Consider the following 25,457-nt stretch of genomic DNA (forward strand, 5'->3'; position numbering starts at 1 on the left):
CCTTCGTGCCCCGCTTCAGTGTCATCGTCCCCGTCTTCAAGGTGCAGGGATTCCTGCGGCCGTGCCTCGACTCCGTGCTCGGCCAGTCGTTCGACGACCTCGAGGTGATCGCCGTCGACGACTGCTCGCCCGACGGCTGCGGAGCGATCCTCGACGAGTACGCGGCGCGCGACCCGCGGCTGAAGGCCGTCCACCTGCCGGAGAACGTCGGTCTGGGCCGTGCCCGCAACGCCGGTCTGCCGCACGCCACCGGCGACTACGTCCTGTTCCTCGACAGCGACGACCGCTACACGCCCGGCCTGCTGCGGGCGGTGGCCGACCGGCTGGACGCGACCGGCGATCCCGACATCCTGGTCTTCGACCACGTGCGCACCCACTGGTGGGGCCGCGCGGGCCGCAGCGACGCGGCGGGCCTCCTCGAACAGGCCGGCGCCGGCGCCTTCGCCATCCGTGAGCACCCGGAGTACCTGCGGCTGTTCCTGGTCGCCTGGAACAAGGCCTACCGGCGGGACTTCTTCGTCGGGCAGGGCTTCGCGTACCGGCCGGGGCTGTACGAGGACGCGCCCGTCACCTACCAGACGATGGTCACGGCCGAGCGGATCGCCTGTCTGGACCGGGTGGGCGTCGAGTACCGGCAGCGACGGCAGGGCGCGATCACCCGCACCCCCGGACGCCGGCACTTCGACATCTTCGAGCAGTACGAGGGACTGTTCGCGTTCCTCGCCGAGCGGCCCGGCCTCGGCTGGGCGCGACCGCTGCTGTTCGAACGGGCGCTGGACCACATGCTGTTCACGGTGGCCCGCCCGGAACGGGTGCTGCGCGGCGACCGCAAGGAGTTCTACCGCCGTATCCGGGCCTTCTACCGCAGGCATGTGCCGCCGGGCTTCGTGCCGCCGCCGGACAGCCGCCGCACGGAGATCCGGCTGCTGGCGCTCGCCCCCCACCACCGGGCCCACCTCTGTCTGGGACTGTGGCGGCGCGGCGCCAACGCGGCGGGGCGCAAGGCGGCCCGGCTGCGGGAGCTGTTCGCCCGGCAGGCCAAGCGGAGCTGGTACCGGCTGCAGCTGCGGCGGCGTCTCGACCCGGCGCTCGCCGTGTACTCCGCCGGGCACAGCCGTGCCGTGAACGGCGACCCGCTGGCGATCCACGCCCGGGCCGCCGAACTCGCGCCGCAGGTGCGGGGCGTGTGGGTCGTCCAGCCCGACGCCGTGGACCAGGTGCCGCCGGGGACCGACTTCGTGACGACGGGCTCCTGGCGCTACTACCGGGTGATGGCCCGTGCCAAGCACTGGTTCAACGACTGCAACTGGGCCGGCGACCTGGTGAAACGCCCCGGTTCGGTGCACGTCCAGACGCACCGGGGCACGCCGTTGAAGTACATGGCCCTCGACCTCCTCGACCGGCCGGGCGCCCGGCACGGCACGAACGTCCGCGGGATGCTCCGGCGCAGCGACCGCTGGGACGTCAGCCTGGTCGCCAACCGGCACTCCGAGGAGGTCTGGCAGCGGGCCTACCCCTGTCATTTCGCCTCGCTGCGCAGCGGGAGTCCCCGCAACGACGTCCTGGTGCGGGGCCGGGGCGAGCGCGGGGCCGAGCTGCGGGCGCGGCTGGGCATCGGGGCGTCCGAGACGGTCGTGCTGTACGCGCCGACGCCGCGCGACTACCGCAGGGGCCGCCATGTCTGGCGGGTCGACCTGGAGAACCTGGCCGCCTCGCTCGCTCCGGCGCACCGGCTCCTGGTGCGTCTGCACCCCAGCCTGGCCCGCCATCACGAACGGGCGCTGGTGCTGCGCGACCTGCACCGGCGCGGCGCGCTGACCGACGTCACGGACGAGCGGCACGTGGAGGACGTGCTGCTCGCCGCGGACGCCCTGATCACCGACTACTCGGCGCTGATGTTCGACTACGCCCTCCTGGACCGGCCGATCGTGGTGCACGCCGACGACTGGGCCGCCTACCGTGCGACCCGGGGCGCCTACTTCGACGTCACCGCCGAGCCGCCGGGGCATGTGACGCGCTCGGACGAGGAGCTGGTGAAGGCGTTCGCCTCCGGCGCCTGGCGCGACGCCGAGTCGGCCCGGCTGCGGGCGGCGTTCCGGGAACGGTTCTGCGAGTACGACGACGGGCGGGCCGCGGAACGCGTCGTCCGGCGCGTCCTGCTGGGCGAGGCGCCCGGCGGTGACGACGGCGAGGCTGTCGTCAGGATCCCGGGGGCCGTCGACCGTTCGGCGCGGACGCCGGAGTACAGCTGAGCGTCGGTCAGCGGGAGGCCGGCGCCGGGACGCGCCGGTCCGCGCGCGGGGGCGGGGCCAGGTCCCGCCCCCGCGCGGCGCTCCGGCGCACATGGCTCTCGATCAGGAGCGGGATCCCGCACACGGGCAGCAGCATCGCCATCACCATCAGCCGGGGCCCGACGGACATCTCGGGGTGTCCGGCCTGGTTCGCCAGGCCCGCGAGGGCGACGCCGGCGAGCAGGCAGGCGAACGGCCGGTGGTGGCGGAAGGCGCCCCACGCCCCGCAGCCGAGCAGCAGCAGCACCAGGGGCTGTGCGAGCGCGTCGCGCAGCCATTCCCGCCAGAAGGCGAGGCTGAGGCGCCAGAACTCGGCCCCGGGGTCGCCGACCGGGCTCCTGGTGTAGTGGACGGAGAGCAGTTCCTGGAGGCTGGCCTTCGTGCTCGGCAGCCCGTAGGCGAGGACGACGACCTGGATCGCGACCGCGAGCGCCGCCGTCGTCAGGAGGATCACCCGCTCCGGGCGCACCGGGCGGTCCCGCCGCAGCCGGCGCACGCACAGGAGCACCGCGGTCATGACGGCGATCCCGGCGACGGCGAGCAGGGTCTGCGCGTATTTGACGACCGCCGCGCCGGCGAACGCGAGGACGGCGATCGCCGTCCCCGACACGACACGTCCCCGGAGCACACGGACGCAGCCGAGGACGGCGGCGAGGAGCAGGCACAGCAGCAGTCCCTCGCACTGGGGCAGCATGGACTCCTTCCCCGTCGGCAGCGCGTAGTAGAGCACCTGCCCGGACAGGGCGAGCGGCACGCAGACCCCCAGCGTCCGCAGGACGAGCACGACCAGACCGCTGGCCGCGACGGTCGCCACGAGCGCGGCCAGCCACAGGCCGACGACCGGCCCGAAGCCGCGCACGAAGGGCACGGTGTACAGGGGGTAGCCGGGCCTGGTGGCGAAGATCTCGGACATCCGCGGGTCGCTGAACAGCGCCATGTACCCGCGGACGTCGGTGCGCCCGGCGTTGCGCGTGACGCGCTCCCCCATCGTGCGTCTGCACTCGCGCTCGGCGGTCCGGCCGTCGTCGTGCTCGCGGTAGTGGGCGAGGTCCGCGCTGTCCCGCTGCGCCGACCTGACCCGCACGCTGTCGCAGAAGTAGTCCAGCGCCCGCCGGGAGGCCTCCTCCCGGCCGAGCCCCTGCAGCATGTAGCTGTGCGCCAGGTACTGACGGGTGTCCATGACCGCGCGGCCCTGCGTCTGGGCCGACTGGGCGCCGGCGAACAGCAGGGCGAACACGAAGAACCAGAAGAGGAGGACGCGTCGGTCGTTCGGCGGGGAGGGCGGTCGACGGAGCCGGTCAGTTCTCCACATGGTCACCTGGCCTATCATGCGTTTCAGCACGATATCGACCGGTATGAACCGCGTCGTGGTCACGACCGTCGGGATCCACCGTGCGGCCTAGCGGCCGGGAACACGGCCCCGGGAGAAGGGATGCGCGAGGAATGCGCCCCACCGTCCGCGCCCTCCGCCATGCGACGCCGTACCGGTTCCCCGGCGCCCTGCTCTGGCTCGCGATGTCGCTCGCGTACTGGCGCGAGCCGCTGAGCCGCGCGGCCGTGGCCGGGCCGGTCGGCCTGCTGGTGCTGATGACCGGGACGGGCCGCTTCACCCGCATGCTGACGGACCGCCCGTGGGCGCCGGTTCTCGGCCTGTTCGCCGTGGCGTGGCTGTGGGGCGGCCACCTCACGGGCGCGTCGGCGGGCGGACCGGCGGTCGGGGCGACGGGGGGCGGCCTCGCTCATCCGTCGGCGTTCGCCGTCGGACTGGCCTTCTGGGCCTGGGCGGCGACGGGTTCGCGGGCGGGGGCGGCGCGCTGCCGCGTCCGTTTCGTCGGCCCCGCCGGCCGGCGGAGCCCCTGGGGGTACGCCTGGCTCGGCGCGCTGTACGCCCTGATCGCGCTGGTGGACCCGGTCACGTTCGCCGTGGCGGCGGTCGGGGCGGTGGCGCTGGTCGCGGGGTGGGAGCGCGAGGGGCGGGCGGTGGCGGGCCGGTGGGCGCTGACGGCCGTGGCGCCCGCGACCGCCCTGTGCTTCCGGCGCTCCGTCGACGTCCTCGCCCCGGCCGGCGACCCCGGCGCCGACCTGCTGCGCGAGCCGCTGCGGCAAGGGGCGACCGGGCATGTGTGGCTGGTGCTGATCGGCCTGCCGGCGCTGCTCCTGGCGGCCTGGCGCTCGAAACGGGCGCTGGGCCAGCGCTGACGCACGCTCCAAACGGGCGCTGCGTCAGCGTGACGCGCCCCGCCGCGCGTACCCCCGTCGGGCGCATCCCCGCCGTGCGTACCCCCGTCGGGCGCATCCCCGCCGTGCGTACCCCCGTCGGGCGCATCCCCGCCGTGCGTACCGCCGCCGGGACGCACGAAGCCGGGGGGAGCGGGTCCGCTCCCCCCGGCCATCGCCCGACGACTACTCGATGACGAGGTCGACCGGGATGTTGCCGCGGGTGGCGTTGGAGTAGGGGCAGACCTGGTGGGCCTGCTCGACGAGCTTGCGGCCGGTCGCCTCGTCCACCGTCTCGGGCAGCTCGACGCGCAGGGTCACCTTCAGCGCGAAGCCCTCACCCTGCTGGCCTATGCCGACCTCGGCGGTCACCGCGGCGTCGCTGACGTCCACCTTCGCCTGCCGGCCGACGAGGCCCAGGGCGCTGCCGAAACAGGCGGCGTAACCGGCGGCGAACAGCTGCTCCGGGTTGGTGCCCTGCCCGTTGCCGCCCAGCTCCGCGGGCATGGCCAGCGCCAGGTCGATCTTGCCGTCGGAGGAGACGGCGCGGCCCTCACGGCCGTGGGTGGCGGTGGCGACAGCGGTGTAGAGCGCGTCCATGGAAAACCATCCCTCTCAGGTCGTTTCGACGGCCCGGTCCGGCCGCCTCACGGGGATAAGTAGAGCACACAATTAAATTGGGCACAACCAAATAGCGCGTCAGGGTTACCCTGGAGACATGACCGCCCCACTGCCCTTCATCGGCCAGGAGAACGCCACGAGCGCCACGAGCCCGACAGACACCGCGGACGCCACGGACGCCACGAGCCCGACGGACGCCACGGGCGCCGCCGAGAACTGGCTGCGCCTGGACCGCCAGATCTGCTTCTCCCTGCATGCCGCCTCGCGCGCCTTCAACGGCGTCTACCGCGTGATCCTCAAGGACCTCGGGCTGACTTATCCGCAGTACCTGGTGATGCTGGTCCTGTGGGAGCAGGGCCCCCTGCCCGTGAAGCGGCTGGGCGAGCACCTGCGCCTGGACTCCGGCACGCTCTCCCCGCTGCTCAAACGGCTCGAGGCGGCCGGTCTGGTGCGCCGCGAGCGCAGCGCCCGCGACGAGCGCTCGGTCGAGGTCCGACCGACCGAGGCGGGCGCGGACCTGCGCGAGCGGGCCCTGGAGGTGCCCCGCAGGATCGTCGCCGCCACCGGCTTCGAACTCGCCGAGATCGGCGCGCTGCGCGAGCGTCTGGACGTGCTCACCTCGGCGCTGGACGCGGCGACCGCGCAGGAGGAGCCAGGGAGGCCGTAGCGGGGCGGCGGACGTAGAGACGCAGGGTCACGCCGTCGCGTTCGCCCTCCCAGCGGGGGACGAACCGTTCCTCCACCTCCACGAGCTTGAGGCGCTCGGTGGGCTCGCCGGGAAACCAGCGGGAACGCAGGACGTACGGCTCGGCGAAGACCCAGAGCCGGTTCACCGAGGCGAGCCTGCGCTGCAGCTCGCGGGGACCGACCTCGCGCCCGTACAGCGTGCCCGACTCGGGCCCGGTCGCCTTCAGCGCCAGATCACGCACCCCACGGAAGCCGTTCGGGTACGCGAGCGCCGTGCGCCGGCCGAGGGACGGCAGGAACAACACCGGGTCACCGGGGCGGACTTCGCGGCCGGCCAGGGCGGAGACGGCGGCGAGGTCGTCCGGCCGGTGGGCCAGGGTGCGGTACTCGCGGTGCAGCGGGAGCAGATGGAGGAAGACCAGGGCGACGGCCGGCACGCCCGCCGCGGTGACCGCCCACGAGCGCGGCCGGCTGCCCGCGAGTCCGGCCAGCCGGTCGGCGCCGGCCGCGATCAGCAGCGGCGCCCCCGCCAGGGCGTAGAGCACATAGCGGTCGTGGTAGAGCGGCTTGACCTGCGAGAGCAGCATCAGGAAGGCCGGCGGAACGATCATCAGCGGCGCCGCGAAGGCCGCCGTGCGCCCCGCCGTCAGACCCACCGCCATCAGGGCCAGGCAGCCCCAGAAGACGGCTCCGCGCGGGCCCGCGGCGAAGTTCCGCAGCAGCCTTTCCGCGCTCTCCCAGTCCGGCACGGGCAGCCACGCCACCTGCTGGGACTGTCCCCGCGAGACCAGCACGAGCGGCAGCAGGACGAGGACCGCGGCTCCGGCGGCCCGCGCCCAGGCCGCCCACACCTGCCGGGGCGCGCGCAGCAGCGCGAGGGTGAGCGCGTGCGCGCAGAGCACGAACACCGCCAGCTCGTGCAGCAGGCAGGTCACGGCGACGACACTCCCGTAGGCCCACCAGGTACGCCCGGACGGCCCCGCCGTCGCCGTCCGCGCCGACGGCCCGGCGTCCGTGCGCTCGTCCAGCGCCCGCGCCAGCAGCAGCGTCGCGCCGGCCGCGCCCGCCGCGACCAGCGCGTAGGAGCGGCCCTCCTGCGCGTAGTGGCCGGCCAGCGGGGTCACCGCATACAGCAGGCCCGCCCACAGGCCGACCCGGGGGCGGGCCAGCCGCACCCCGAGGGCCGCGACCAGAGCGGCGGTGGCGGTGGCCCCGCAGACCGAGGGCAGGCGCAGGACGACCTCGCCCGGGTGGACGGTGAGGACGACGTGCATGAAGAGGTAGTAGAGGCCGTGCACCGCGTCCACCCCGTGCAGCAGCCGCCAGATCTGCGGGACCGTGCGCCGTGCGACCTGGAAGGTGACGGCCTCGTCACGCCATATGCCGCCGCGGTCGAGACCCCACAGCCCGACGGCGGACATGACGGCCGCGGGGACGGCGACGGCCAGGACTTCGGTACGGGATGTCTTCTGCGAGCGTCCACACACCACGACGCCGATTCTGCTGCGCAGACCCACCCATCACAGCGATTGACGACGCATTAGGTATGTAATGGAGCAAAAGAGACATTCATCATGCTTACCATCCGCCTTGATGGACACCACGAAGCAACGTCGCCTCCTGCCCCTCGCGCTCGCATGGCTCGCCACCCGCGCCCTGATGCTGTGGCTGCTCGCCCACAGCGCCTCGCCGCAGCTGGGCGGCGGCCGGGTGGCCCGCGAGGTGTGGGGCCTCTACCACCGCTGGTACGGCGTCCTCGTCCACGGCGGCCTTCCCGCGCACGACCCGCTGTGGCAGTACCCGCCGGGCGCCGGCCCGGTCCTGCTGGCGCCCGCGCTGCTGCCGGGCCTGACGTACTTCCAGGCGTTCGTCGCCCTCACCGTCGCCGCCGACGCCGTGACCGTCCTCACGCTGGCCCGCGCGGGCGCCCGGCCCGGCCGTTCCCTGCTCGGAGCCGCCCTGTGGACGGGCGGACTCCCCCTGCTGCTGCACATCCCCCTCGTGCGCTACGACGTGCAGGTCACAGCCCTCGCCGTCCTCTCCCTGGTGACGCTGTCCCGCTCCCCGCGCGCGGGCGGCGCGTTCGCCGCCCTCGGAGCACTGGTGAAGGTATGGCCGGCGTTGGTCCTGCTGGGGACGCCCAGAGGGCGCGAGGGCGGGCCGGCGTGGCGGTCGGCGGCGGTGACGGGAGCCTCCTCGCTCGCGCTCCTCGCCCTGGCGTTCCGCGACCCCCTGTCCTTTCTGCTCCAACAGGGCGCGCGGGGCGTGCAGATCGAGTCCCTGGGCGGCACGGCGCTCTCGCTCGCCTCGCACGCCGGGTGGCCGGGCGCGGCCCGCTACCGGTACGGCGCGATGGAGTTCGTCGGCCCGTACGTCTCCTCCGTCGCCCACGCCTCGCTGGCGCTCACCGCCGTGGCCTTCGGTCTTCTGGTGCTGTGGCGGGTCCGGGCCCGCCGACGGACCCAGGCCACGCCGTACGACGCGGCCCTGAGCGCCGTCCTGCTGTTCACCGTCACCAGCAGGGTGATCAGCCCGCAGTACATGATCTGGCTGCTCGGCCTGGCCGCCGTCTGTCTGACCTCACGGCACACCTCCCAGCGCCCGGTGGCCGTGCTGCTGCTGGCGGCGACCACGGTCAGCACCGTGATCTACCCCCTGCACTACTGGGAGGTCATCAGCTGCTCCTGGACCGGCACGACGCTGATGGTCGTGCGCAACGGCCTGCTGGCCTGGGCCGCCGGGCTGTCCTACCTGCGGCTGTGGCGCTCCGGGACGGCCCCCGTCGAGGCCGGCGCGAGAAGTTGCCCACAGGCCCGGCACGAGAGCCGCACCCCCGCTTCACTGTGAGACGACGCACACACGCGCACCCTCACCCCGCGGTGATGTTTGTCACATCGACCCGCGGGCCGACTCGCGCCCCCAGCGCCGAGAGCGCCACAGCGCCGACGCGCCGACAGCGCCTACAGCGCCTTGATCGCCGCGGTGGTCGCCCGGGCCAGCGCGCCCAGATACCCCTTGGGCAGCTTCGGGCTGCGGATCACCACCGAACGCCAGTACAGCGGGCCGGAGATCAGGTCGAGCGCCAGTTCCTCGTTCAGTCCGGCACGGATCTCGCCGCGCCGCTCGGCCGCCGCCACGATCTTCAGGGCGACCCCCTCCTGCCCCTCCTTGAGCGCCTTCTGCAGCGCGTCGGCGATCTCGGGATTGCGGGCCGCCTCCGCCTGGAGGTCGGGGATGATCTGCGAGGCCACCGGGTGGCGCAGCGCCCGCGAGGTCACCTCGTAGAGCATGCGCAGATCGCCCTCCAGACTGCCCGTCTCGGGGGCCGGCAGGCCCTGCACGGCGATCACCGAGACGATGTCGAGGACCAGGTGCAGCTTGGAGCGCCAGCGCCGGTACACCGCGGTCTTGCCGACTCCGGCGCGACGGGCGATGCCCTCGATGGACATCCGCGCATAGCCGACGGTCGCGAGCTCCCCGAACACGGCGGCCCGGATGGCTTCCGTCACATCCTCTCGGAGCACGGCCGCGCCCGCGGGAGCCCGACGGCGCGGGCGCACCTGGGGTCCGTCGGTGTTCGTCGCGTCAGTCGTCATGCGAACCAGCATAGGGCGTTACGACGAAACGGTTGCGTCCCGACGTCAATTCGGCCTACTCTCACGTTGCGACGATACGGACCCGTCCTGACGTGAGAAAACGTGAAGAGATGCGTGAGAAAATGTCGGACGACTACGGAACCACCGCACGCACCCCCCTCCCCCGAGTGAAAGCAGCGGATGTGAGTCAGGTCCTCCACACACCGCCCAAGACACCGGCCCACGGCCACGGCGACCTCGCGGCCCTGGCCGAGAGGTACGGCCTCACGGTCAGCGGCGCCCGTCCTCCCCTGCCGGAGTACGTCCGCCAGCTCTGGGCGCGCCGCCACTTCATCACCGCGTTCGCCACGGCCAAGCTCACCGCCCAGTACAGCCAGGCGAAGCTGGGCCAGGTCTGGCAGGTGATGACCCCCCTGCTGAACGCGGCGGTGTACTACTTCATCTTCGGTGTCCTGCTGGGGACCAAGCAAGGCGTGTCGGACTTCATCCCGTTCCTCGTCACGGGCGTGTTCGTTTGGACGTTCACGCAGAGCTCGATCATGGCGGGCACCCGGGCCATCGCCGGCAACCTCGGCCTGGTGCGGGCCCTGCACTTCCCCCGGGCCGCGCTGCCCATCTCGTTCTGTCTGCAGCAGCTGCAGCAGCTGCTGTTCTCCATGGCCGCCCTGCTGATCATCCTCTTCGCGGTGGGCGTCCCGCCGGCCCCGTCCTGGATCCTCGTCCTCCCGGCGCTGACGCTGCAGTTCATCTTCAACGCGGGTCTGTCGATGATCCTGGCCCGGCTCGGCGCGAAGACGCCGGACATCGCCCAGCTGATGCCGTTCATCCTGCGCACCTGGATGTACATCTCGGGCGTCATGTGGAGCATCGACAACCTGATCAGCAAGCACCACGGACTGCCGTCCTGGGCCGCCGACCTGCTGCGGGCCAACCCCGCCGCCGTCTACATCGACCTGATGCGCTTCGCGCTGATCGACAGCTTCCACGCCAGCAAGCTGCCGCCCCACGTGTGGGTCCTGGCGGTCGGCTGGGCGCTGGTCGCCGGCGTCGGTGGCTTCATCTACTTCTGGAAAGCCGAGGAGACGTACGGCCGTGGCTGACAACACAGACAGCGCAACGCGCACCGCTCTCACCGAGCTCATGGACGAGAAGATCCCCACCGTCATCGCGGACAGCGTCGACATCATCTACCGGATCCACGGCACCGGAAGCGGCCGGGGCAGCGCGACCGCCGCCCTCAACCGCATCCTGCGTCCCAAGCAGGCCGAGAAGGCCTCGGGCATTCGCACGGTGCACGCCGTCAAGAAGGTCTCCTTCGTCGCCTACAAGGGCGAGGCGATCGGTCTGATCGGCACCAACGGATCCGGCAAGTCGACCCTGCTCAAGGCCATCGCCGGCCTGCAGCCGGTCGAGAACGGCAAGATCTACACCGACGGCCAGCCCTCCCTCCTCGGCGTCAACGCGGCCCTGATGGGCGACCTGACCGGCGAGCGCAACGTCTACCTCGGCGGCCTGGCCATGGGCATGTCGCGCGAGCAGATCAAGGAGCGCTACCAGGACATCGTCGACTTCTCCGGCATCAACGAGAAGGGCGACTTCATCTCCCTGCCCATGCGCACCTACTCCTCCGGCATGGGCTCCCGGCTGCGCTTCTCCATCGCCGCCGCCAAGGACCACGACGTGCTCCTCATCGACGAGGCGCTGTCCACCGGTGACGCGCGGTTCCAGGCGCGGTCGGCGGAACGCATCCAGGAGATGCGTCAGCACGCCGGCACCGTCTTCCTCGTGAGCCACAGCAACTCCGCGATCCGCGAGACCTGCGAGCGGGCGCTGTGGCTGGAGCGCGGCGAACTGCGCATGGACGGCCCCACGGAAGAGGTCCTCGAAGCCTACGAGGAGTTCACCTCGGGCAAGGGCAAGAAGAAGTAGCCCGACCGTTCGGCACGCTCAGCGTATTCAGCGCACTCGGCGCACTCGGCGCACGAGAAGGGCGCTCCCCCGGTGACCTGGGGGAGCGCCCTTCTCGTGCGTCCGGGTGAGGACGCGTGTTCGTCCGGGTGGGGACGCGTACGGATGCGTACGCGTCCCCCGCCGCCTACGAGTGCGTCCGCAGCAGTGTGCGCATGGTCCGCATGGCCACCGACAGGTTGGCCAGGTCGAACGTCTCCGACGTCTGGATCTCCTCCAGCGTGGTGCGCGCCCGGCCCAGGATCGCCGCGTTCTTCTCCTCCCACGCCTTGAAGCGCTGCTCGGGCGTCGAGGTCCCGTTGCCGACCGCCAGGACGTCGGCCGTCAGCGCCGCGTGCGCCGCGTACAGGTCCTCGCGGATGGAGGCGCGGGCCATCGACTGCCAGCGGTCGGCGCGCGGCAGCTCGATGATGCGGTCCATCAGCTGGGTGATGCGCAGCCGGTCGGCGAGGTCGTAGTAGACCTCGGCGACGTCCAGCGGGTCCTTGCCCATGCGGTCGGCCACCGAGACGATGTCCAGCGCCGGGAACGCCGAGGAGAACCCCGCCACCCGGGTGGCCAGTTCGTCCGGGACGCCCGCGGCGGTCAGCTCGTCGTAGATGCGCTGCCACCACTCCAGGTCCGCGCCCCGCATCAGCTTCGTCAACTGCGACCACACCAGCTCGACGCGCTCGGCGAAGAACCCGACCGTCTCCGCCAGCTGCAGCGGCTGCGGCCGGTTGTTGAGCAGCCACCGCGTGCCGCGCTCGACGAGCCGCCGCGAATGCAGCCGGATCCGGGTCTGCACGTCGGCCTCGACCTGGTTGTCGAGGTCCTCCACCGCGTCCCACACCGGCGCCGCGCGGAAGATAGCCCGGGCCGCGGTCTGCGCCCGCACGATCTCTTCCAGCGAGGCGCCCGTCTCCTCGCGCAGCCGGTGCAGATACGTCGTTCCGCCCGTGTTGACGGTGTCGTTGACCAGGACGGTCGTGGTGATCTCACGGCGCAGCGGGTGGCTGTCGATGCCCTCGGGGAACCGCTCGCGCAGCGCCGTCGGGAAGTACGTGTGCAGCAGACCGCGCAGATAGTCGTCGTCGGGCAGCGAGGTGTGCAGCAGTTCGTCCGACACCGTGATCTTCGTGTACGCCAGCAGGACGGCCGTCTCCGGGCCGGTCAGGCCATGCCCCGCGCCCAGCCGCTCACGGATCTGCCGGTCGGTGGGCAGGAACTCCAGGGCGCGGTCCAGGTGTCCTTCCCGGACCAGGTGGCGCATGAAGCGCTGCTGGGCGTGGAGCATGTCCTTGGACTGGGCGAGGGCGTTGGCGATCGCGGTGTTCTGCGCGTAGTTGTTGCGCAGGACGAGCGCGCCGACCTCGTCGGTCATCTCCGCGAGCAGCTTGTTGCGCTGCTTGACGGTCATGTCGCCCTCGGTCACCAGGCCGTTGAGCAGGATCTTGATGTTCACCTCGTGGTCGGAGGTGTCCACGCCCGCGCTGTTGTCGATGGCGTCGGTGTTGATCCGGCCGCCGAGCCGGGCGAACTCGATCCGGCCGAGCTGGGTCAGGCCCAGGTTGCCGCCCTCGCCGACGACCTTGACGCGCAGATCGGCGCCGTCCACCCGGATCGGGTCGTTGGCCTTGTCGCCGACGTCCGCGTTCGACTCCACGGAGGACTTCACGTACGTGCCGATGCCGCCGTTCCACAGCAGGTCCACCGGCGCCCGCAGGATCGCCTTCATCAGGTCGGCCGGGGTCAGCTTGGCGACGCCCGACTCGATGCCGAGGGCCGCGCGGATGTGCGCGTTGACGGGGATCGCCTTGGCGGTGCGGGGGAAGATCCCGCCGCCGGACGACAGCAGCGCGGTGTCGTAGTCGGCCCAGCTGGAGCGGGGCAGCTCGAACAGCCGGCGGCGCTCGGCGTAGGAGGTCGCCGCGTCCGGCTCGGGATCGATGAAGATGTGCCGGTGGTCGAAGGCGGCGACCAGCCGGATGTGCTCGCTGAGCAGCATGCCGTTGCCGAACACGTCACCGGACATGTCACCGATGCCGACGACCGTGAAGTCCTCGGTCTGGGTGTTCACGCCCAGCTCCTTGAAGTGGCGCTTCACCGACTCCCAGGCGCCGCGGGCGGTGATCCCCATGCCCTTGTGGTCGTAGCCGGCCGAGCCGCCGGAGGCGAAGGCGTCCCCGAGCCAGAAGTCGTAGGACTGGGCCACCTCGTTGGCGATGTCGGAGAACGTCGCGGTGCCCTTGTCGGCGGCGACCACCAGGTAGGTGTCGTCCTCGTCGTGCCGCACGACGTCGGCCGGCGGCACGACCTCCCCGCCGACCATGTTGTCCGTGATGTCGAGCAGCGCCGAGATGAACGTCCGGTAGCTGGAGATGCCCTCGGCGAGCCACGCGTCGCGGTCCACCGCCGGGTCGGGCAGCTGCTTGGCGACGAAGCCGCCCTTGGCGCCGACCGGCACGATGACGGTGTTCTTCACCATCTGCGCCTTGACCAGGCCGAGGACCTCGGTGCGGAAGTCCTCACGCCGGTCGGACCAGCGCAGACCGCCGCGCGCGACCTTCCCGAACCGCAGGTGCACGCCCTCCACCTGCGGCGAGTACACCCAGATCTCGAACGCGGGCCGGGGCGCCGGCAGGTCCGGGATGGCCTGCGGGTCGAACTTCATCGACACGTAGTCGTGCGGCCGGCCGTCCGCGCGCCGCTGGAAGAAGTTCGTGCGCAGGGTCGCCTTGATGACCGTGAGGAACGAGCGCAGGATCCGGTCCTCGTCGAGCGAGGCCACCTGGTCGAGCGCGGCTTCGAGCTCCTCCAGCAGGGCGTCGACGATCTCGAGCCCGGCGCGCTGCCGGTCGGGCGACATCCGCGCCTCGAACAACGACACGAGCAGCCGCGTGGTGTGGACGTTCGTGCGGAGAGTGTCCTCCATGTAGTCCTGGCTGAACGTGGACCCGGCCTGCCGCAGGTACTTGGCGTACGCGCGCAGCACCGTCGCCTGCCGCCAGTCGAGCCCGGCGCCCAGCACCAGCGCGTTGAACCCGTCGTTCTCCGCCTTGCCGGTCCAGGTCGCGGAGAACGCCTCCTGGAACCGCTCGCGCCCGTCGTCGCCGAGGAAGTCGCCGCCGGGACCGGCCAGCGCCTTGGGGATGCGCAGGCCGAAGTCGTAGATCCAGGCGTGGGTGCGGTCCGCGCAGCGCAGTTCGTAGGGCCGCTCGTCGATCACCTCGACGCCGAGGCGGTTCAGCACCGGCAGCACCGCCGACAGGGAGATCGCGTCGCCCTTGCGGTAGATCTTGAAGCGGCGCTCGTCGGGAGCGGCGCCCACCGGCTCGTACAGGCTGAGCGAGAAGCTCTGCTCCTCGCTGAGCCGCTCCAGGTGGACCAGGTCGGAGACGGCGGCACGCGGGGTGTGGTCCGCCTTGTACCCCTCGGGGAAGGCGCTGCCGTAGCGGCGCGACAGCTCCGCCGCCCGCTCCTCGCCGAGTTCGGCGTTGAGCGCCTCGGAGAACGCGTCCGCCCAGGACCGCGCCGCCTCCACCAGCCGCGCCTCGATGCGCTCCTTGTCGGCGTCGGACAGCTCCGGCAGCTCGGTGCCCTGCGGGACGCGGACCACGAAGTGCAGCCGCGACAGGATCGACTCGGTGTTCCAGGCGGTGAAGTCGACGCTCGTCCCGCCGAGCTCCTCCTTGAGGATGTCGATGATCCGCAGCCGCACGCCCGTGGTGTAGCGGTCGCGGGGCAGGTAGACGAGCGCGGAGTAGTAGCGGCCGTACTCGTCCTGCCGCAGGTAGAGCCGCAGCCGCCGCCGCTCCTGCAGGTACAGCACGCTGGTGACGATGGCGCGCAGTTCGTCCACCGGCGTCTGGAAGAGCTCGTCGCGCGGATACGTCTCCATGATCTGGAGCAGGTCGCGCCCGTCGTGGCTGTTGGGCGAGAACCCGGCGCCCTTCAGCACGGCCTGGACCTTGCGCCGCACCACCGGCACCCGCGACACGGACTCGGTGTAGGCGGCCGAGGAGAAGAGCCCCAGGAACCGCCGCTCGCCGACGACGTTCCCCTCTGCGTCGAACTTTTTGACCCCGACGTAGTCGAGGTAGGAGGGCCGGTGCACGGTGGCCCGGCTGTTCGCCTTGGTCAGCACCAGCAGCTTGTGCTCACGCGCCTTGGCGCGGGCGTCGGCCGGAAGCCGCTCGAAGGAGGGGCTGACGGGGTGGGCGTCGCCGTCGGCGTGGTGCGGGTCGGAACGCAGGATGCCGAGCCCGGTGCCGGGGACGGCGGCAAGGGAGTCGTCCCCGCGCAGCTGGTACTCCCGGTAGCCGAGGAAGGTGAAGTGGTCGGCGGCCAGCCAGCGCAGCAGCTCGCGGGCCTCGTCGACGTCGGGCCGGTCCAGATCGCCGGGGACGGGCTCCGCCGGGAGCTCGTCGGCGACCCGCAGCGCGGTGTCCCGCATCTTCTCCCAGTCCTCGACGGCCTCACGGACGTCGGACAGGACGCGCAGCAGGTCGGCGGTGATCTGCTTCAGGTCGGCCCGGTCGGTCTCCCGGTCGATCTCGACGTGGATCCAGGACTCGACGTGCCCGTCGTGCGGCAGGTCCCCGGCCACGGGCGGGACGCTGAGCACCTCGATCAGCCGGCCCGCCACATCGCGCCGCACGACGACCTGCGGGTGGATGACGACGTGGATGCCCCGGCCCTGCCGGGTGAGCTCGTTGGTGACCGAGTCGACGAGGAACGGCATGTCGTCGGTGACCACCTCGACGACGGAGTGGCTGCACGTCCACCCGTTCTCCTCGACGGTGGGCGTGTGGACCCGCACGTTGGCGGTGCCCTGCGGGCGGCTCTCGGCCAGCCGGTAGTGCGAGAGCGCGGCTCCGAAGACGTCGACCGGGTCGCGGCCGCTCAGGTCCTCCGGCGCGGTGTGCAGGTAGTAGCGGTGGAGGAACGCGAGGAGGGCGGCGTGGTCCGGGGTCCCCGGAGTGCCCTCGCCCGTCGCCCCAGTCGGTAGGTGCCCCCCGACCGGGCTGTTCTCAGCGACCCGCGCCGCCCTCTCGAGCAGCTCGGCCTTGGCTTCGTCCAGCTTGGTCTGCATTGTCCTCTGACTCCTGTCGCGCGCCGTTGCGTGACGTAGAAGGAAGTGCGGGCTCTTCCCCTGCGACTCGACGCCACGGCCCGGGATCTCCGGACTGCTCCGACGCTATGCCGCAAGGTGAGACGAGCGGGGGGTTATCAGCCATTCTCGGCACCACTCCGGGGTGTGACGCTGCTCTCCGCGTCGCCTGCGTCCGGGGTGTGCGCGCCGCCCCGGGGTCCCTTGCGACCCCGTCCCGCCCGCGCCGATCAGCGACCGCCGCCCGGTCGCGGAGATGGTCCGCACACACCGGGCGCAGGGCAGGGGCGACAGTGCCCCCGCGAGATATCGCGCTGATCACGCCACAAGGCTATCGCTCCTCACCGGGCCGCCGTCACGAGCCGTATGTGTACAAAAGGCGGGCCGGAACTTTGACGTTATGCACAGCTCGCGCAGCCGGCCGGACAGCTAAGGGGATCCGTGGGGCGACCGGGGCGCGGGCGGGCGGACGACGCCCGGGGCGACTCACGGGACGACGGTGATCCACGGGGCGCGAGCGGCGGGCAGCCGCGCTGCCGGGGAGGACGAATCCGGCGGGGGAGGACGAAGCCACCCGGAGGCCGGGACGGACGACGGAACGGGAACGGACGGCGGGCACGACGGGACCAGGGAGGCACCGGGGAGAGAGCGGGGAGGGAGCGGGGAGAGACCGGGGAGAGAGCGGCCGGGAAAAGTCGACGGCGGCCCCGGCCCGCGGGAGGCTGGGAACGCCCCCTCTTGGCAGACCCACCCGCCGGAGGCACGTTGTCCATGACAGCGCCCGCCCGAGAGGAGCCGTCCACCATGACCGAGAAGATCCTCATCGTCACCGGCGACGCGGCGGAATCCCTGGAAGTCCTCTACCCCTACCAACGCCTCCGCGAGGAGGGCTACGAGGTCCACATCGCCGCGCCCGCCCGCAAGAAGCTCCGGTTCGTCGTCCACGACTTCGAACCCGGCTTCGACACCTACACCGAGAAACCCGGTTACACCTGGCCCGCCGACCTCGCCTTCTCCGAGGTCGACCCCGGCGCGTACGCGGCCGTCGTCATCCCCGGCGGCCGCGCGCCCGAGTACCTGCGCAACGACCCCGAGCTCCGCAAGATCCTCAAGTCGTTCTTCGACGCCGACAAACCCGTCGCCCAGATCTGCCACGGCCCCCTGCTCACCGCGGCCGCCGACGCCCTGCGCGGCCGGCGCGTCACCGCCTATCCGGCGCTGGAGATCGACATGCAGACGGCCGGGGCCACCTTCCAGGACGTCGAGGCGGTGGTCGACGGCGCCCTCGTGTCCGCGCGCGCCTGGCCCGACCATCCGGCCTGGATGCGCGAGTTCCTGACGGTACTGCGCGCGAAGGCCCCGGCGACCTGAGCCGGCCATGCCGGGCCGGACCGCCGGACACCGGACAGCCGGACAGCCGGACAGCCGGACAGCCGGACAGCCGGACACCGTACAGCCGGACCCGGGCCGGGTTGTCCGGCCGGGCCGGCCGGAGCCGCTCGACGCGTCCTACGCGGCCGTGGCCAGACGGCCCGCGACCTGCACGGCCTCGGCCAGCGTGTCCACCACCGGCACCCCGACGCCCTCCAGGCTGGCCCGGCTGTGCGACCCGCCGGTGTAGAGCACGGCCCGCGCCCCGACGTGCAACGCGGCCACGGCGTCGTCGGCGGCGTCCCCGATCACGACGGTGCGCGCCGGCTCGACCCCGGTCAGCTCCCGCAGGTGCCGCACCATGTGCTCGGCCTTGCTGCCCCCGGAGGGCCCGGTCCGCCCGTCCACCCGGACGAAGTGCGGCTCGATCCCGAACCCGCGCACCAGCGGGACGAGTTCATCGTGCCCGTACATGCTCAGCAGGGACTGGCTGTGCCCCGCCGAGCGCCATCCCGCAAGCAGTTCCACCGCGCCCTCGGTCAGCCCGCACCGCACCCGGTGCTCGGCGTAGTACCGGTGGAAGACCCCGTCCATGAGCTCCCACTCGGCGTCGGTGGGCAGCCTTCCCATCAGCCGCTCGTAGAACTTCGGCACCGGCACGCAGTACAGCGCCCGGTACTGCTCCAGTGTGATCGGCGCCAGTCCCAGCTCGACGAACGCCGCGTTCGTGGCCCCGACGATCGCGTCGTTGTCGTGGAACAGCGTCCCGTTCCAGTCCCAGACGATGTGCGCCGCTTCGTGCTTCCCCATACCCGCAAACGTACCCGCCCCCACCGACAGTCAAGTGGACGACCGTGGAGGCGGCGTCCTCAGCCGCCCGAGCCCACCAGGTTCGGGATCTCCTGCGGGGCGAACCAGAGCAGTTCGTGGTCCTCGGCCCCGTCCACGACGAACTGCGCGTCGTCGTCCCCGCCGTCCGCCGCCGCGAGGGCCTGCGCGGCCGCGGTGACGTCCGCCTCCGCGTCCCCGGCGTCCACGTGCACCGCGGCCGCCTTGGCCAGCCGCACGGCGCCCGTCACCCGCACCTCGCCCAGCGCCACCGGGTCGAGTCCTCGGTCGGGGTCGACGGCGGCCGCGCGGTCGGCGACGTCCACGGCGACCACGACGCGACGCCGCGGGGCGCCCGGATCCGCGGCCAGCAGCCGCAGGGAGGCCAGGGCGGCCCTGCTGAGCGCCGCGTACTCCAGCTCCTCGATGTCGTCGGAGAGGTACCACTCGCGCAGCGCGGGCGTGACGGCGTACGCCACGATCGGCTCGGCCCCCAGCTCACCCGTCTTGTGCGCCTCGGCGAGACCGGGGAGGGTCAGGGGGACGTAGACGCGCATGGCGGGCCGCTCATTTCGTGGTCGGTGGCTCGGACTGGTGCTCCCGAGGGGACGGTCGCGCGCCTCCCCGGGAGCCTTCAGGATACGTGCGGGCGTCCCCTTTCGGACCCCGCCCACACCCGCGCGGACGTCAACCCGACGCCCCGGAACTCACCCGGGCCACCCCCGTGAAACCGGGCTCCGGGCACCCCGGGCCGCCCCTGATGAGTGAACTTCGCGGACCCTCGACACGGGCGCACCGCCTGCTTGCCGTCGCGGACCGGAACCCCGTACAAGATCCACAACGGCAAGTTACCGCCCGGTATAAGCCGGGCTCACCGAACGGGGACCCCATGGACAAGGTCATGACCAGGACGCAGCACCACCCCGGCGCCCGCCCGACCGGCACCCGTCCGACCGGCACCCGCCCCGGAGGCGCCCGTCCGCCCGGCCGTCGTGACACCCGCCGCCCCGCCGGCGCACCTCCGCGCACTCCCGACGGCGGCTCCCCGCGAACCGCTGCCGCCGACGGCCGCCCGCCCGGTCCGCCCGGCGCCGGACCCTCCACCCGCCCCGCCGACGGCCGCCCCGCGACCGCCCAGGCCTCCGGCCGCCCGCTCTCCCAGCCCCGCCCCACCGACCTCTTCGCCGACCGGCTCCTCGCGGTCCTGAGCGGCCGGCGCCCCGTCCACTTCATGCTGCGCCACACCCTCGGCGCCGCCTACGACGACCTGGCACACCTCGCCGAACGCGGACCCCTGCGCACCGCCCACGGCGCGCAACCCGTCGTCCGCGACATCGGCTACTACGTCCCCCGCCCCGGCGCCATCGAGGCCTTCGCCCGGATCGGCACCGGCGACCGTCTGCGCGCCATGGCCTTCCGCCTGGAGCTCGGCAGGGACCGTCGCTGGCGCTGCACCGCCGTCGAACTCGACGGCCACCGCCGGCCCCCGGCCCAGGACGACTGAACGGCACGAGCGGACTGAGCGGCCCGAGCGGGCTGCTCGGCCTGGGCGGACTGGGCGGCACGAGCAGGCTGAGCGGCACGAGCGGCACGAGCGGACTGGGTGGGCTGGGCGGACTGGGCGGCATGAGCGGCCTCAGCCGGCTGGGCGGCCTGAGCGGCCTGAGCGGGCTCAGCAGCCCGAGCCCGCTGAGCGGCCCGGCCATCGCCCGGGACGACCGAGCGGCCCCGCACACGCCGAAGGGCCGGGCCACCCCAGGTGACCCGGCCCCTCAAGCCGCTGCGCGACGCCTCACACACCGCCCGGCGACAACGCCCCGGGCGGGCACTCCACGGCTACTTCTTGCGACGCCGCCCAGCCTTCGCCTGCTTACGACGCTCCGCGCGCGTGAGACCGTCGGCCTCCGAACGCACCGGCTCCTCGTCGTCCTCGAAGTCGCCCTCGATCGTGCCGCCCTCGCCGTCCACCGTCGGCGCCGAGAAGTGCAGCTGACGACGCTGCGGAGCGTCCAGCCCCTTCGCCCGGATCTCCGGACGCGAACCCGCCTGCGCCGGCACCACGTCCTGCTTGTCCATGTCGACCGGCTCGGCGTCCTGGACCTCGACCTCCTCGACCTGCTGCTCGACCTGGACCTCCAGGTTGAACAGATAGCCGACGGACTCCTCCTTGATCCCGTCCATCATCGCGGAGAACATGTCGAAGCCCTCACGCTGGTACTCCACCAGCGGGTCCTTCTGCGCCATCGCGCGCAGACCGATGCCCTCCTGGAGGTAGTCCATCTCGTAGAGGTGCTCGCGCCACTTGCGGTCCAGCACCGACAGCACGACCCGGCGCTCCAGCTCACGCATGATCTCGGAACCGAGCTGCGACTCCCGCGACTCGTACTGCTCGCGGATGTCGTCCTTGATGGACTCGGAGATGAACTCGGCCGTCAGCCCCGCACGGTCGCCCGCCGTCTCCTCCAGCTCCTCCACGGTGACCTTCACCGGGTAGAGCTGCTTGAAAGCGCCCCACAGCCGGTCCAGGTCCCAGTCCTCGGGGAAGCCCTCGGCGGTCTCCGCGCCGACGTACGCGTCGATCGTGTCGTCCATGAAGTGGTGGATCTGCTCCTGCAGGTCCTCACCCTCCAGGACGCGACGGCGCTCGCCGTAGATGACCTCACGCTGCCGGTTCAGGACCTCGTCGTACTTCAGGACGTTCTTACGCGTCTCGAAGTTCTGCTGCTCCACCTGCGACTGCGCGGACGCGATCGCCCGCGTGACCATCTTGTTCTCGATCGGCACGTCGTCCGGCACGTTCGCCATCGACATCACGCGCTCGACCATCTGCGCCTTGAACAAGCGCATCAGGTCGTCACCCAGCGACAGATAGAACCGGGACTCACCCGGGTCGCCCTGACGGCCGGAACGACCACGCAGCTGGTTGTCGATACGACGGGACTCGTGCCGCTCGGTGCCGAGGACGTACAGACCGCCGAGCTCCTTGACCTCTTCGAACTCGGCCTTGACCGCCTGCTCGGCCTTCACCAGGGCGGCGGGCAGAGCCTGCGCCCACTCCTCGATGTGCTCCTCGGGGTCCAGACCCCGCTGACGCAGCTCCGCCTCGGCGAGGTCGTCCGGGTTGCCGCCGAGCTTGATGTCCGTACCGCGACCGGCCATGTTGGTGGCAACCGTCACCGCGCCCTTGCGGCCCGCCTGGGCGACGATCGACGCCTCACGCTCGTGGTGCTTGGCGTTCAGCACCTCGTGCTGGATGCCCCGCTTGGACAGCTGCTGCGACAGGTACTCGGACTTCTCGACCGACGTCGTGCCGACGAGGATCGGCTGGCCCTTCTCGTGCTTCTCGGCGATGTCGTCGACGACCGCCTCGAACTTCGCGACCTCGGTGCGGTAGATCAGGTCCGACTGGTCCTTGCGGACCATCGGCCGGTTCGTCGGGATCGGCACCACGCCGAGCTTGTAGATCTGGTGGAACTCCGCGGCCTCGGTCATGGCCGTACCGGTCATGCCGCAGAGGCCGGGCTGCTCCTTGCCGTCATGGTTGTGGCGCTTGTAGAGGCGGAAGAAGTTCTGCAGGGTGATCGTCGCGAGCGTCTGGTTCTCGTCCTTGATGTCCACCCCTTCCTTCGCCTCGATCGCCTGGTGCATGCCCTCGTTGTAACGGCGGCCGGCGAGGATACGACCGGTGTGCTCGTCGACGATCATGACTTCGCCGTCCATGACGACGTAGTCCTTGTCCTTCTTGAAGAGCTCCTTCGCCTTGATGGCGTTGTTCAGGTAGCCCACCAGAGGGGTGTTCACCGACTCGTAGAGGTTGTCGATGCCCAGCCAGTCCTCGACCTTGCTGACACCCACCTCGTGAATGGCGACCGTGCGCTTCTTCTCGTCGACCTCGTAGTCGCCGGTCTCCTCGATGCCCTTGAGCGGGTTGCCGGCCTCGCCCTTCTTCAGCCGCGTCACCAGCTTGGCGAAGTCGCCGTACCACTTCGTGGCCTGGTCGGCCGGACCGGAGATGATCAGCGGCGTACGCGCCTCGTCGACCAGGATGGAGTCCACCTCGTCGACGATGGCGAAGTTGTGGCCGCGCTGCACCAGCTCGTCCTGCGCCCACGCCATGTTGTCGCGCAGGTAGTCGAACCCGAACTCGTTGTTGGTGCCGTACGTGATGTCGCACGCGTACTGCTCACGCCGCTGGGCCGGCGTCATGTTGGCCAGGATGCAGCCGACTTCCAGACCCAGGAACTTGTGAACGCGGCCCATCATCTCGGAGTCGCGCTCGGCCAGGTAGTCGTTGACCGTGATCAGGTGAACGCCCTTGCCGGACAGCGCGTTCAGATACGCGGGCAACGTGCCGACGAGCGTCTTGCCCTCACCGGTCTTCATCTCGGCCACATAGCCGAGGTGCAGCGCGGCGCCACCCATGATCTGCACGTCGTAGTGACGCTGACCGAGAACGCGCTTGGCGGCCTCGCGCACGGTGGCGAACGCCTCGGGCAGCAGATCGTCCAGGGTCTCGCCATCGGCGTACCGCTGCTTGTACTCCTCGGTGAGGGCCCGCAGCTCGGCGTCGGAGAGGTCGACGAAGTCCTCTTCGATGGAGTTGACCTGGTCCGCGATGCGGTGCAGCTTGCGCAGGATCTTGCCTTCGCCTGCACGCATGATCTTCGAGAGGACGGACACGGGGGTTGGTCTCCTTGCCGGTCGGGCCTGGGCCGGTCGGTTTCCTTTGACTTACTGAGCAACGGCCATCGTATGCGAGGACCCCACCACGCCGGGAGGCCTGCCGGGGCGAGGACCGCACACTGCTGCGCACAGCTCCTGAAATCTCCTTCTCCTGGGACAACGGCCGGACGCCGCCGATGGTGCCGCCTCCGCCGGACGAATTGCGCGAATCGTGATCACGCGCTCACACACCGCGAGAATTGGCGTCCGGCACGGCCCCCGCGCAGAATCGGCCGATGGAGCCCGAGCCCCTCACCCTCACCAGCGCCCGCCTGGTCCTGCGCCCCCTCGACCCACGGGACACCGACGCGGTGTACACCGCGGCCCAGGACCCCGACGTCCAGCGCTGGACCACGATCCCCTCCCCCTACCTGCGCGAGCACGCCCGCGGCTTCATCGAACTGCTCGCCCCCGAGGGCTGGGCCACCGGCTCCATGTTCACCTTCGGCGTCTTCCTCCCCGACGGACCCCTCACCGGCGTCCTCAGCCTCACCATGCGCGCCCCGGGCACCGCCGAGGTCGGATTCTGGGCGGCCAAGGAGCACCGCGGCCACGGCTACACCACCGAGGCCGCCCTCGCCGCCTCCCGCTGGGCGTTCACCGACCTCGGCGTCGACCGCGTCGAATGGCGGGCCGAAGTCGGCAACGAAGCCTCCCGCGCCGTCGCAAAGAACGCCGGCTTCACCCTCGAAGGCACCCTGCGCTCCGCCATCAACAACAAGGGCGTACGACGGGACTGCTGGCTGGCCGCCCTGCTCCCGTCGGACCTCGAACTGCCGTCCACCGCGCCCTACCTCCCCGCACCCCCGCCCGCCGCCCCGTCCGGAGGCTGAGGCCCCCGGGCCCGCCCCGCACTGTCAGACCCACCCCCTATCGTGCGAGCCATGACGACCCCGCGCCACGCCACCGAGCTCTCCGCAGACGAAGCCCGCCGCATCGCCCTCCGGGCACAAGGCTTCCTCGGCACGCCCGACCGCAAGGCCGGCGTCCGCGGCGTCCTCCGCCACCTCGGCGCGGTCCAACTCGACACCATCTCGGTCCTGGCCCGCTCCCACGAGCTGATCCCCTACGCCCGCCTGGGCGCCGTCGGCCGCAAGACCGTCGAGGACGCCTACTGGCAGGACACCCACGCCTTCGAGTACTGGTCCCACGCCGCCTGCATCCTCCCCATCGAGGAATGGCCCCACTTCGCCTTCCGCCGCCGCGCCTACCGCAACCGCCCGCACTGGAACCACGCCCTCCCGGAGGGCACGTACGACCAGGTCGTCAAACAGCTCCGCGCCGAAGGCCCCCTCACCGCCACCGACTTGGGCGGAGCGAAGAAGACCAGCGAGTGGTGGGACTGGTCCGGCACCAAGGTCGCCGTGGAACGCGCCCTGATGTACGGGGAGGTGGTCTGCGTCGAACGCCGCGGCTGGAAGCGCGTCTACGACCTCGCCGAACGCGCCGTCCCCGCCGACCTGCTGCACGACGAGCTGGACGACGCCGAGTGCCTGCGCCGCCTCGTCCGCCTGGCCGGCCGGTCCCTCGGCGTGGGCACGCGCGCGGACATCGCCGACTACCACCGGCTCAAGGGCGAACAGGTCGACGCGGTGATCGCCGACTCGGGCCTGGTGCCGGTCACCGTCGAAGGCTGGGGCAAGCCCGCCTGGGCCGACCCGGAGGCCCTGGACACACCCCCGCGCGGCCGCCACCGCACCACGCTCCTGTCCCCCTTCGACTCCCTGGTCTGGGAACGCGCACGCACCGAGCGGATCTTCGGCTTCACCCACCGCCTGGAGGCCTACGTCCCCAAACCCAAACGGGTGTACGGCTACTTCGCGATGCCCGTCCTGGCCGGCGGCCGGCTCGTCGGCCGCGTCGACCCCGCGCGGGAGGGACGCACCCTGGTCGCCAGGCAGGTCACCCTCGACGGCCCCAAAGCGGTCCCGGCGGTGGCACAGGCCCTGCTCGAAGCGGCGACCTGGGTGGACTGCACGGACGTACGCGTGGAACGCGTGGACGCCCCGGAGCTGCGCGAGCCGCTCAGCAGGGAACTCGCCCGCGCACTCGCCTGACCCGCCG

The 25,457-nt window shown here is 71.8% G+C and carries 18 protein-coding genes; 10 read left to right on the top strand and 8 right to left on the bottom strand.

All coding sequences use genetic code 11. From position 1 onward, the window contains the following. Nucleotides 1-5 precede the first annotated feature (5 nt). On the top strand, nt 6-2,252 hold the full coding sequence (locus Sri02f_RS04655; RefSeq protein ID WP_108999742.1) for a bifunctional glycosyltransferase/CDP-glycerol:glycerophosphate glycerophosphotransferase: 2,247 nt from the start codon (nt 6-8) through the stop codon (nt 2,250-2,252). A 7-nt stretch (nt 2,253-2,259) separates the two neighbouring features. On the opposite strand, the gene Sri02f_RS04660 is transcribed toward Sri02f_RS04655, so the two are convergent. Beyond that, nucleotides 2,260-3,609: a hypothetical protein gene (locus tag Sri02f_RS04660; RefSeq protein ID WP_159106662.1), complete on the bottom strand. Its 1,350-nt coding sequence runs from the start codon at nt 3,607-3,609 to the stop codon at nt 2,260-2,262. Nucleotides 3,610-3,734: 125 nt separating this feature from the next. Between Sri02f_RS04660 and Sri02f_RS04665 the strand changes: the two genes are divergently transcribed. Continuing rightward, complete coding sequence (locus tag Sri02f_RS04665; protein WP_108999744.1) at nt 3,735-4,490, top strand: hypothetical protein; 756 nt, start codon at nt 3,735-3,737, stop codon at nt 4,488-4,490. A 204-nt stretch (nt 4,491-4,694) separates the two neighbouring features. On the opposite strand, the gene Sri02f_RS04670 is transcribed toward Sri02f_RS04665, so the two are convergent. Then, entirely contained in the window at nt 4,695-5,108 is a 414-nt protein-coding gene (locus Sri02f_RS04670; RefSeq protein WP_108999745.1) for an organic hydroperoxide resistance protein, read from the bottom strand. A 118-nt stretch (nt 5,109-5,226) separates the two neighbouring features. On the opposite strand from Sri02f_RS04670, the gene Sri02f_RS04675 reads away from it, so the two are divergent. Beyond that, the gene (locus tag Sri02f_RS04675; protein ID WP_108999746.1) at nt 5,227-5,796 is read left to right on the top strand and encodes a MarR family winged helix-turn-helix transcriptional regulator; all 570 of its coding nucleotides are present in this window, start codon (nt 5,227-5,229) and stop codon (nt 5,794-5,796) included. Here the strand turns inward: Sri02f_RS04675 and Sri02f_RS04680 are convergent. Beyond that, nucleotides 5,744-7,237 (bottom strand): glycosyltransferase family protein, encoded by a 1,494-nt coding sequence (locus Sri02f_RS04680; protein WP_108999822.1) that lies wholly within the window; start codon nt 7,235-7,237, stop codon nt 5,744-5,746. The two genes, Sri02f_RS04675 and Sri02f_RS04680, sit on opposite strands and share 53 nt — an antisense overlap. 172 nt (nt 7,238-7,409) lie before the next feature. Here Sri02f_RS04680 and Sri02f_RS04685 point away from each other — a divergent pair, with 172 nt between their 5' ends. After that, a complete protein-coding gene (locus Sri02f_RS04685; protein ID WP_108999747.1) occupies nt 7,410-8,663 on the top strand; it encodes a glycosyltransferase 87 family protein in 1,254 nt (417 codons plus the stop codon). A 113-nt stretch (nt 8,664-8,776) separates the two neighbouring features. Here Sri02f_RS04685 and Sri02f_RS04690 read toward each other — a convergent pair whose 3' ends face one another. Continuing rightward, complete coding sequence (locus Sri02f_RS04690) at nt 8,777-9,424, bottom strand: TetR/AcrR family transcriptional regulator (protein WP_108999748.1); 648 nt, start codon at nt 9,422-9,424, stop codon at nt 8,777-8,779. Nucleotides 9,425-9,594: 170 nt separating this feature from the next. Here Sri02f_RS04690 and Sri02f_RS04695 point away from each other — a divergent pair, with 170 nt between their 5' ends. Then, nucleotides 9,595-10,512: an ABC transporter permease gene (locus Sri02f_RS04695; protein ID WP_108999749.1), complete on the top strand. Its 918-nt coding sequence runs from the start codon at nt 9,595-9,597 to the stop codon at nt 10,510-10,512. A gap of 40 nt (nt 10,513-10,552) precedes the next feature. Further along, nucleotides 10,553-11,341, top strand: coding sequence for an ABC transporter ATP-binding protein (locus Sri02f_RS04700; RefSeq protein WP_108999823.1), 789 nt, complete (start codon nt 10,553-10,555; stop codon nt 11,339-11,341). A gap of 166 nt (nt 11,342-11,507) precedes the next feature. On the opposite strand, the gene Sri02f_RS04705 is transcribed toward Sri02f_RS04700, so the two are convergent. Next, a complete protein-coding gene (locus Sri02f_RS04705) occupies nt 11,508-16,454 on the bottom strand; it encodes an NAD-glutamate dehydrogenase (protein ID WP_108999750.1) in 4,947 nt (1,648 codons plus the stop codon). A gap of 822 nt (nt 16,455-17,276) precedes the next feature. On the opposite strand from Sri02f_RS04705, the gene Sri02f_RS04710 reads away from it, so the two are divergent. After that, nucleotides 17,277-17,843, top strand: coding sequence for a DJ-1/PfpI family protein (locus Sri02f_RS04710; RefSeq protein WP_108999751.1), 567 nt, complete (start codon nt 17,277-17,279; stop codon nt 17,841-17,843). Nucleotides 17,844-17,981: 138 nt separating this feature from the next. On the opposite strand, the gene Sri02f_RS04715 is transcribed toward Sri02f_RS04710, so the two are convergent. Together Sri02f_RS04715 and Sri02f_RS04720 are read right to left on the bottom strand one after the other, a co-directional pair. Beyond that, nucleotides 17,982-18,653 (bottom strand): HAD family hydrolase, encoded by a 672-nt coding sequence (locus Sri02f_RS04715; RefSeq protein WP_108999752.1) that lies wholly within the window; start codon nt 18,651-18,653, stop codon nt 17,982-17,984. A 59-nt stretch (nt 18,654-18,712) separates the two neighbouring features. Next, nucleotides 18,713-19,228, bottom strand: a complete 516-nt coding sequence (locus Sri02f_RS04720) for a DUF6912 family protein (protein WP_108999753.1) — start codon at nt 19,226-19,228, stop codon at nt 18,713-18,715. Between the two features lie 332 nt (nt 19,229-19,560). Here Sri02f_RS04720 and Sri02f_RS04725 point away from each other — a divergent pair, with 332 nt between their 5' ends. Then, nucleotides 19,561-20,175, top strand: a complete 615-nt coding sequence (locus Sri02f_RS04725) for an Rv3235 family protein (protein ID WP_108999754.1) — start codon at nt 19,561-19,563, stop codon at nt 20,173-20,175. Between the two features lie 332 nt (nt 20,176-20,507). Here Sri02f_RS04725 and secA read toward each other — a convergent pair whose 3' ends face one another. Next, on the bottom strand, nt 20,508-23,351 hold the full coding sequence (secA, locus tag Sri02f_RS04735) for a preprotein translocase subunit SecA (protein WP_108999755.1): 2,844 nt from the start codon (nt 23,349-23,351) through the stop codon (nt 20,508-20,510). A gap of 278 nt (nt 23,352-23,629) precedes the next feature. Between secA and Sri02f_RS04740 the strand changes: the two genes are divergently transcribed. Together Sri02f_RS04740 and Sri02f_RS04745 are read left to right on the top strand one after the other, a co-directional pair. Beyond that, nucleotides 23,630-24,226 carry a GNAT family N-acetyltransferase gene (locus Sri02f_RS04740; protein WP_108999756.1) on the top strand — a complete coding sequence of 199 codons (597 nt, stop codon included), beginning with the start codon at nt 23,630-23,632 and terminating at the stop codon, nt 24,224-24,226. 51 nt (nt 24,227-24,277) lie between these two features. Continuing rightward, nucleotides 24,278-25,450: a winged helix-turn-helix domain-containing protein gene (locus Sri02f_RS04745; RefSeq protein WP_108999757.1), complete on the top strand. Its 1,173-nt coding sequence runs from the start codon at nt 24,278-24,280 to the stop codon at nt 25,448-25,450. Nucleotides 25,451-25,457: the final 7 nt, after the last annotated feature.

Source organism: Streptomyces rishiriensis, assembly GCF_003112535.1.
Classification (GTDB): domain Bacteria; phylum Actinomycetota; class Actinomycetes; order Streptomycetales; family Streptomycetaceae; genus Streptomyces; species Streptomyces rishiriensis.

What these genes read in the sequence shown, in the direction of transcription:
- Sri02f_RS04690 (WP_108999748.1), bottom strand. Translation starts at nt 9,424, where the DNA reads ATGCTGGTTCGCATGACGACTGACGCGACGAACACCGACGGACCCCAG.
- Sri02f_RS04680 (WP_108999822.1), bottom strand. Translation starts at nt 7,237, where the DNA reads ATGTCCGCCGTCGGGCTGTGGGGTCTCGACCGCGGCGGCATATGGCGT.
- Sri02f_RS04725 (WP_108999754.1), top strand. Translation starts at nt 19,561, where the DNA reads ATGGACAAGGTCATGACCAGGACGCAGCACCACCCCGGCGCCCGCCCG.
- Sri02f_RS04665 (WP_108999744.1), top strand. Translation starts at nt 3,735, where the DNA reads ATGCGCCCCACCGTCCGCGCCCTCCGCCATGCGACGCCGTACCGGTTC.
- Sri02f_RS04740 (WP_108999756.1), top strand. Translation starts at nt 23,630, where the DNA reads ATGGAGCCCGAGCCCCTCACCCTCACCAGCGCCCGCCTGGTCCTGCGC.
- Sri02f_RS04700 (WP_108999823.1), top strand. Translation starts at nt 10,553, where the DNA reads ATGGACGAGAAGATCCCCACCGTCATCGCGGACAGCGTCGACATCATC.
- Sri02f_RS04715 (WP_108999752.1), bottom strand. Translation starts at nt 18,653, where the DNA reads ATGGGGAAGCACGAAGCGGCGCACATCGTCTGGGACTGGAACGGGACG.
- Sri02f_RS04670 (WP_108999745.1), bottom strand. Translation starts at nt 5,108, where the DNA reads ATGGACGCGCTCTACACCGCTGTCGCCACCGCCACCCACGGCCGTGAG.
- Sri02f_RS04675 (WP_108999746.1), top strand. Translation starts at nt 5,227, where the DNA reads ATGACCGCCCCACTGCCCTTCATCGGCCAGGAGAACGCCACGAGCGCC.
- Sri02f_RS04710 (WP_108999751.1), top strand. Translation starts at nt 17,277, where the DNA reads ATGACCGAGAAGATCCTCATCGTCACCGGCGACGCGGCGGAATCCCTG.
- Sri02f_RS04720 (WP_108999753.1), bottom strand. Translation starts at nt 19,228, where the DNA reads ATGCGCGTCTACGTCCCCCTGACCCTCCCCGGTCTCGCCGAGGCGCAC.
- Sri02f_RS04705 (WP_108999750.1), bottom strand. Translation starts at nt 16,454, where the DNA reads ATGCAGACCAAGCTGGACGAAGCCAAGGCCGAGCTGCTCGAGAGGGCG.
- Sri02f_RS04745 (WP_108999757.1), top strand. Translation starts at nt 24,278, where the DNA reads ATGACGACCCCGCGCCACGCCACCGAGCTCTCCGCAGACGAAGCCCGC.
- Sri02f_RS04685 (WP_108999747.1), top strand. Translation starts at nt 7,410, where the DNA reads ATGGACACCACGAAGCAACGTCGCCTCCTGCCCCTCGCGCTCGCATGG.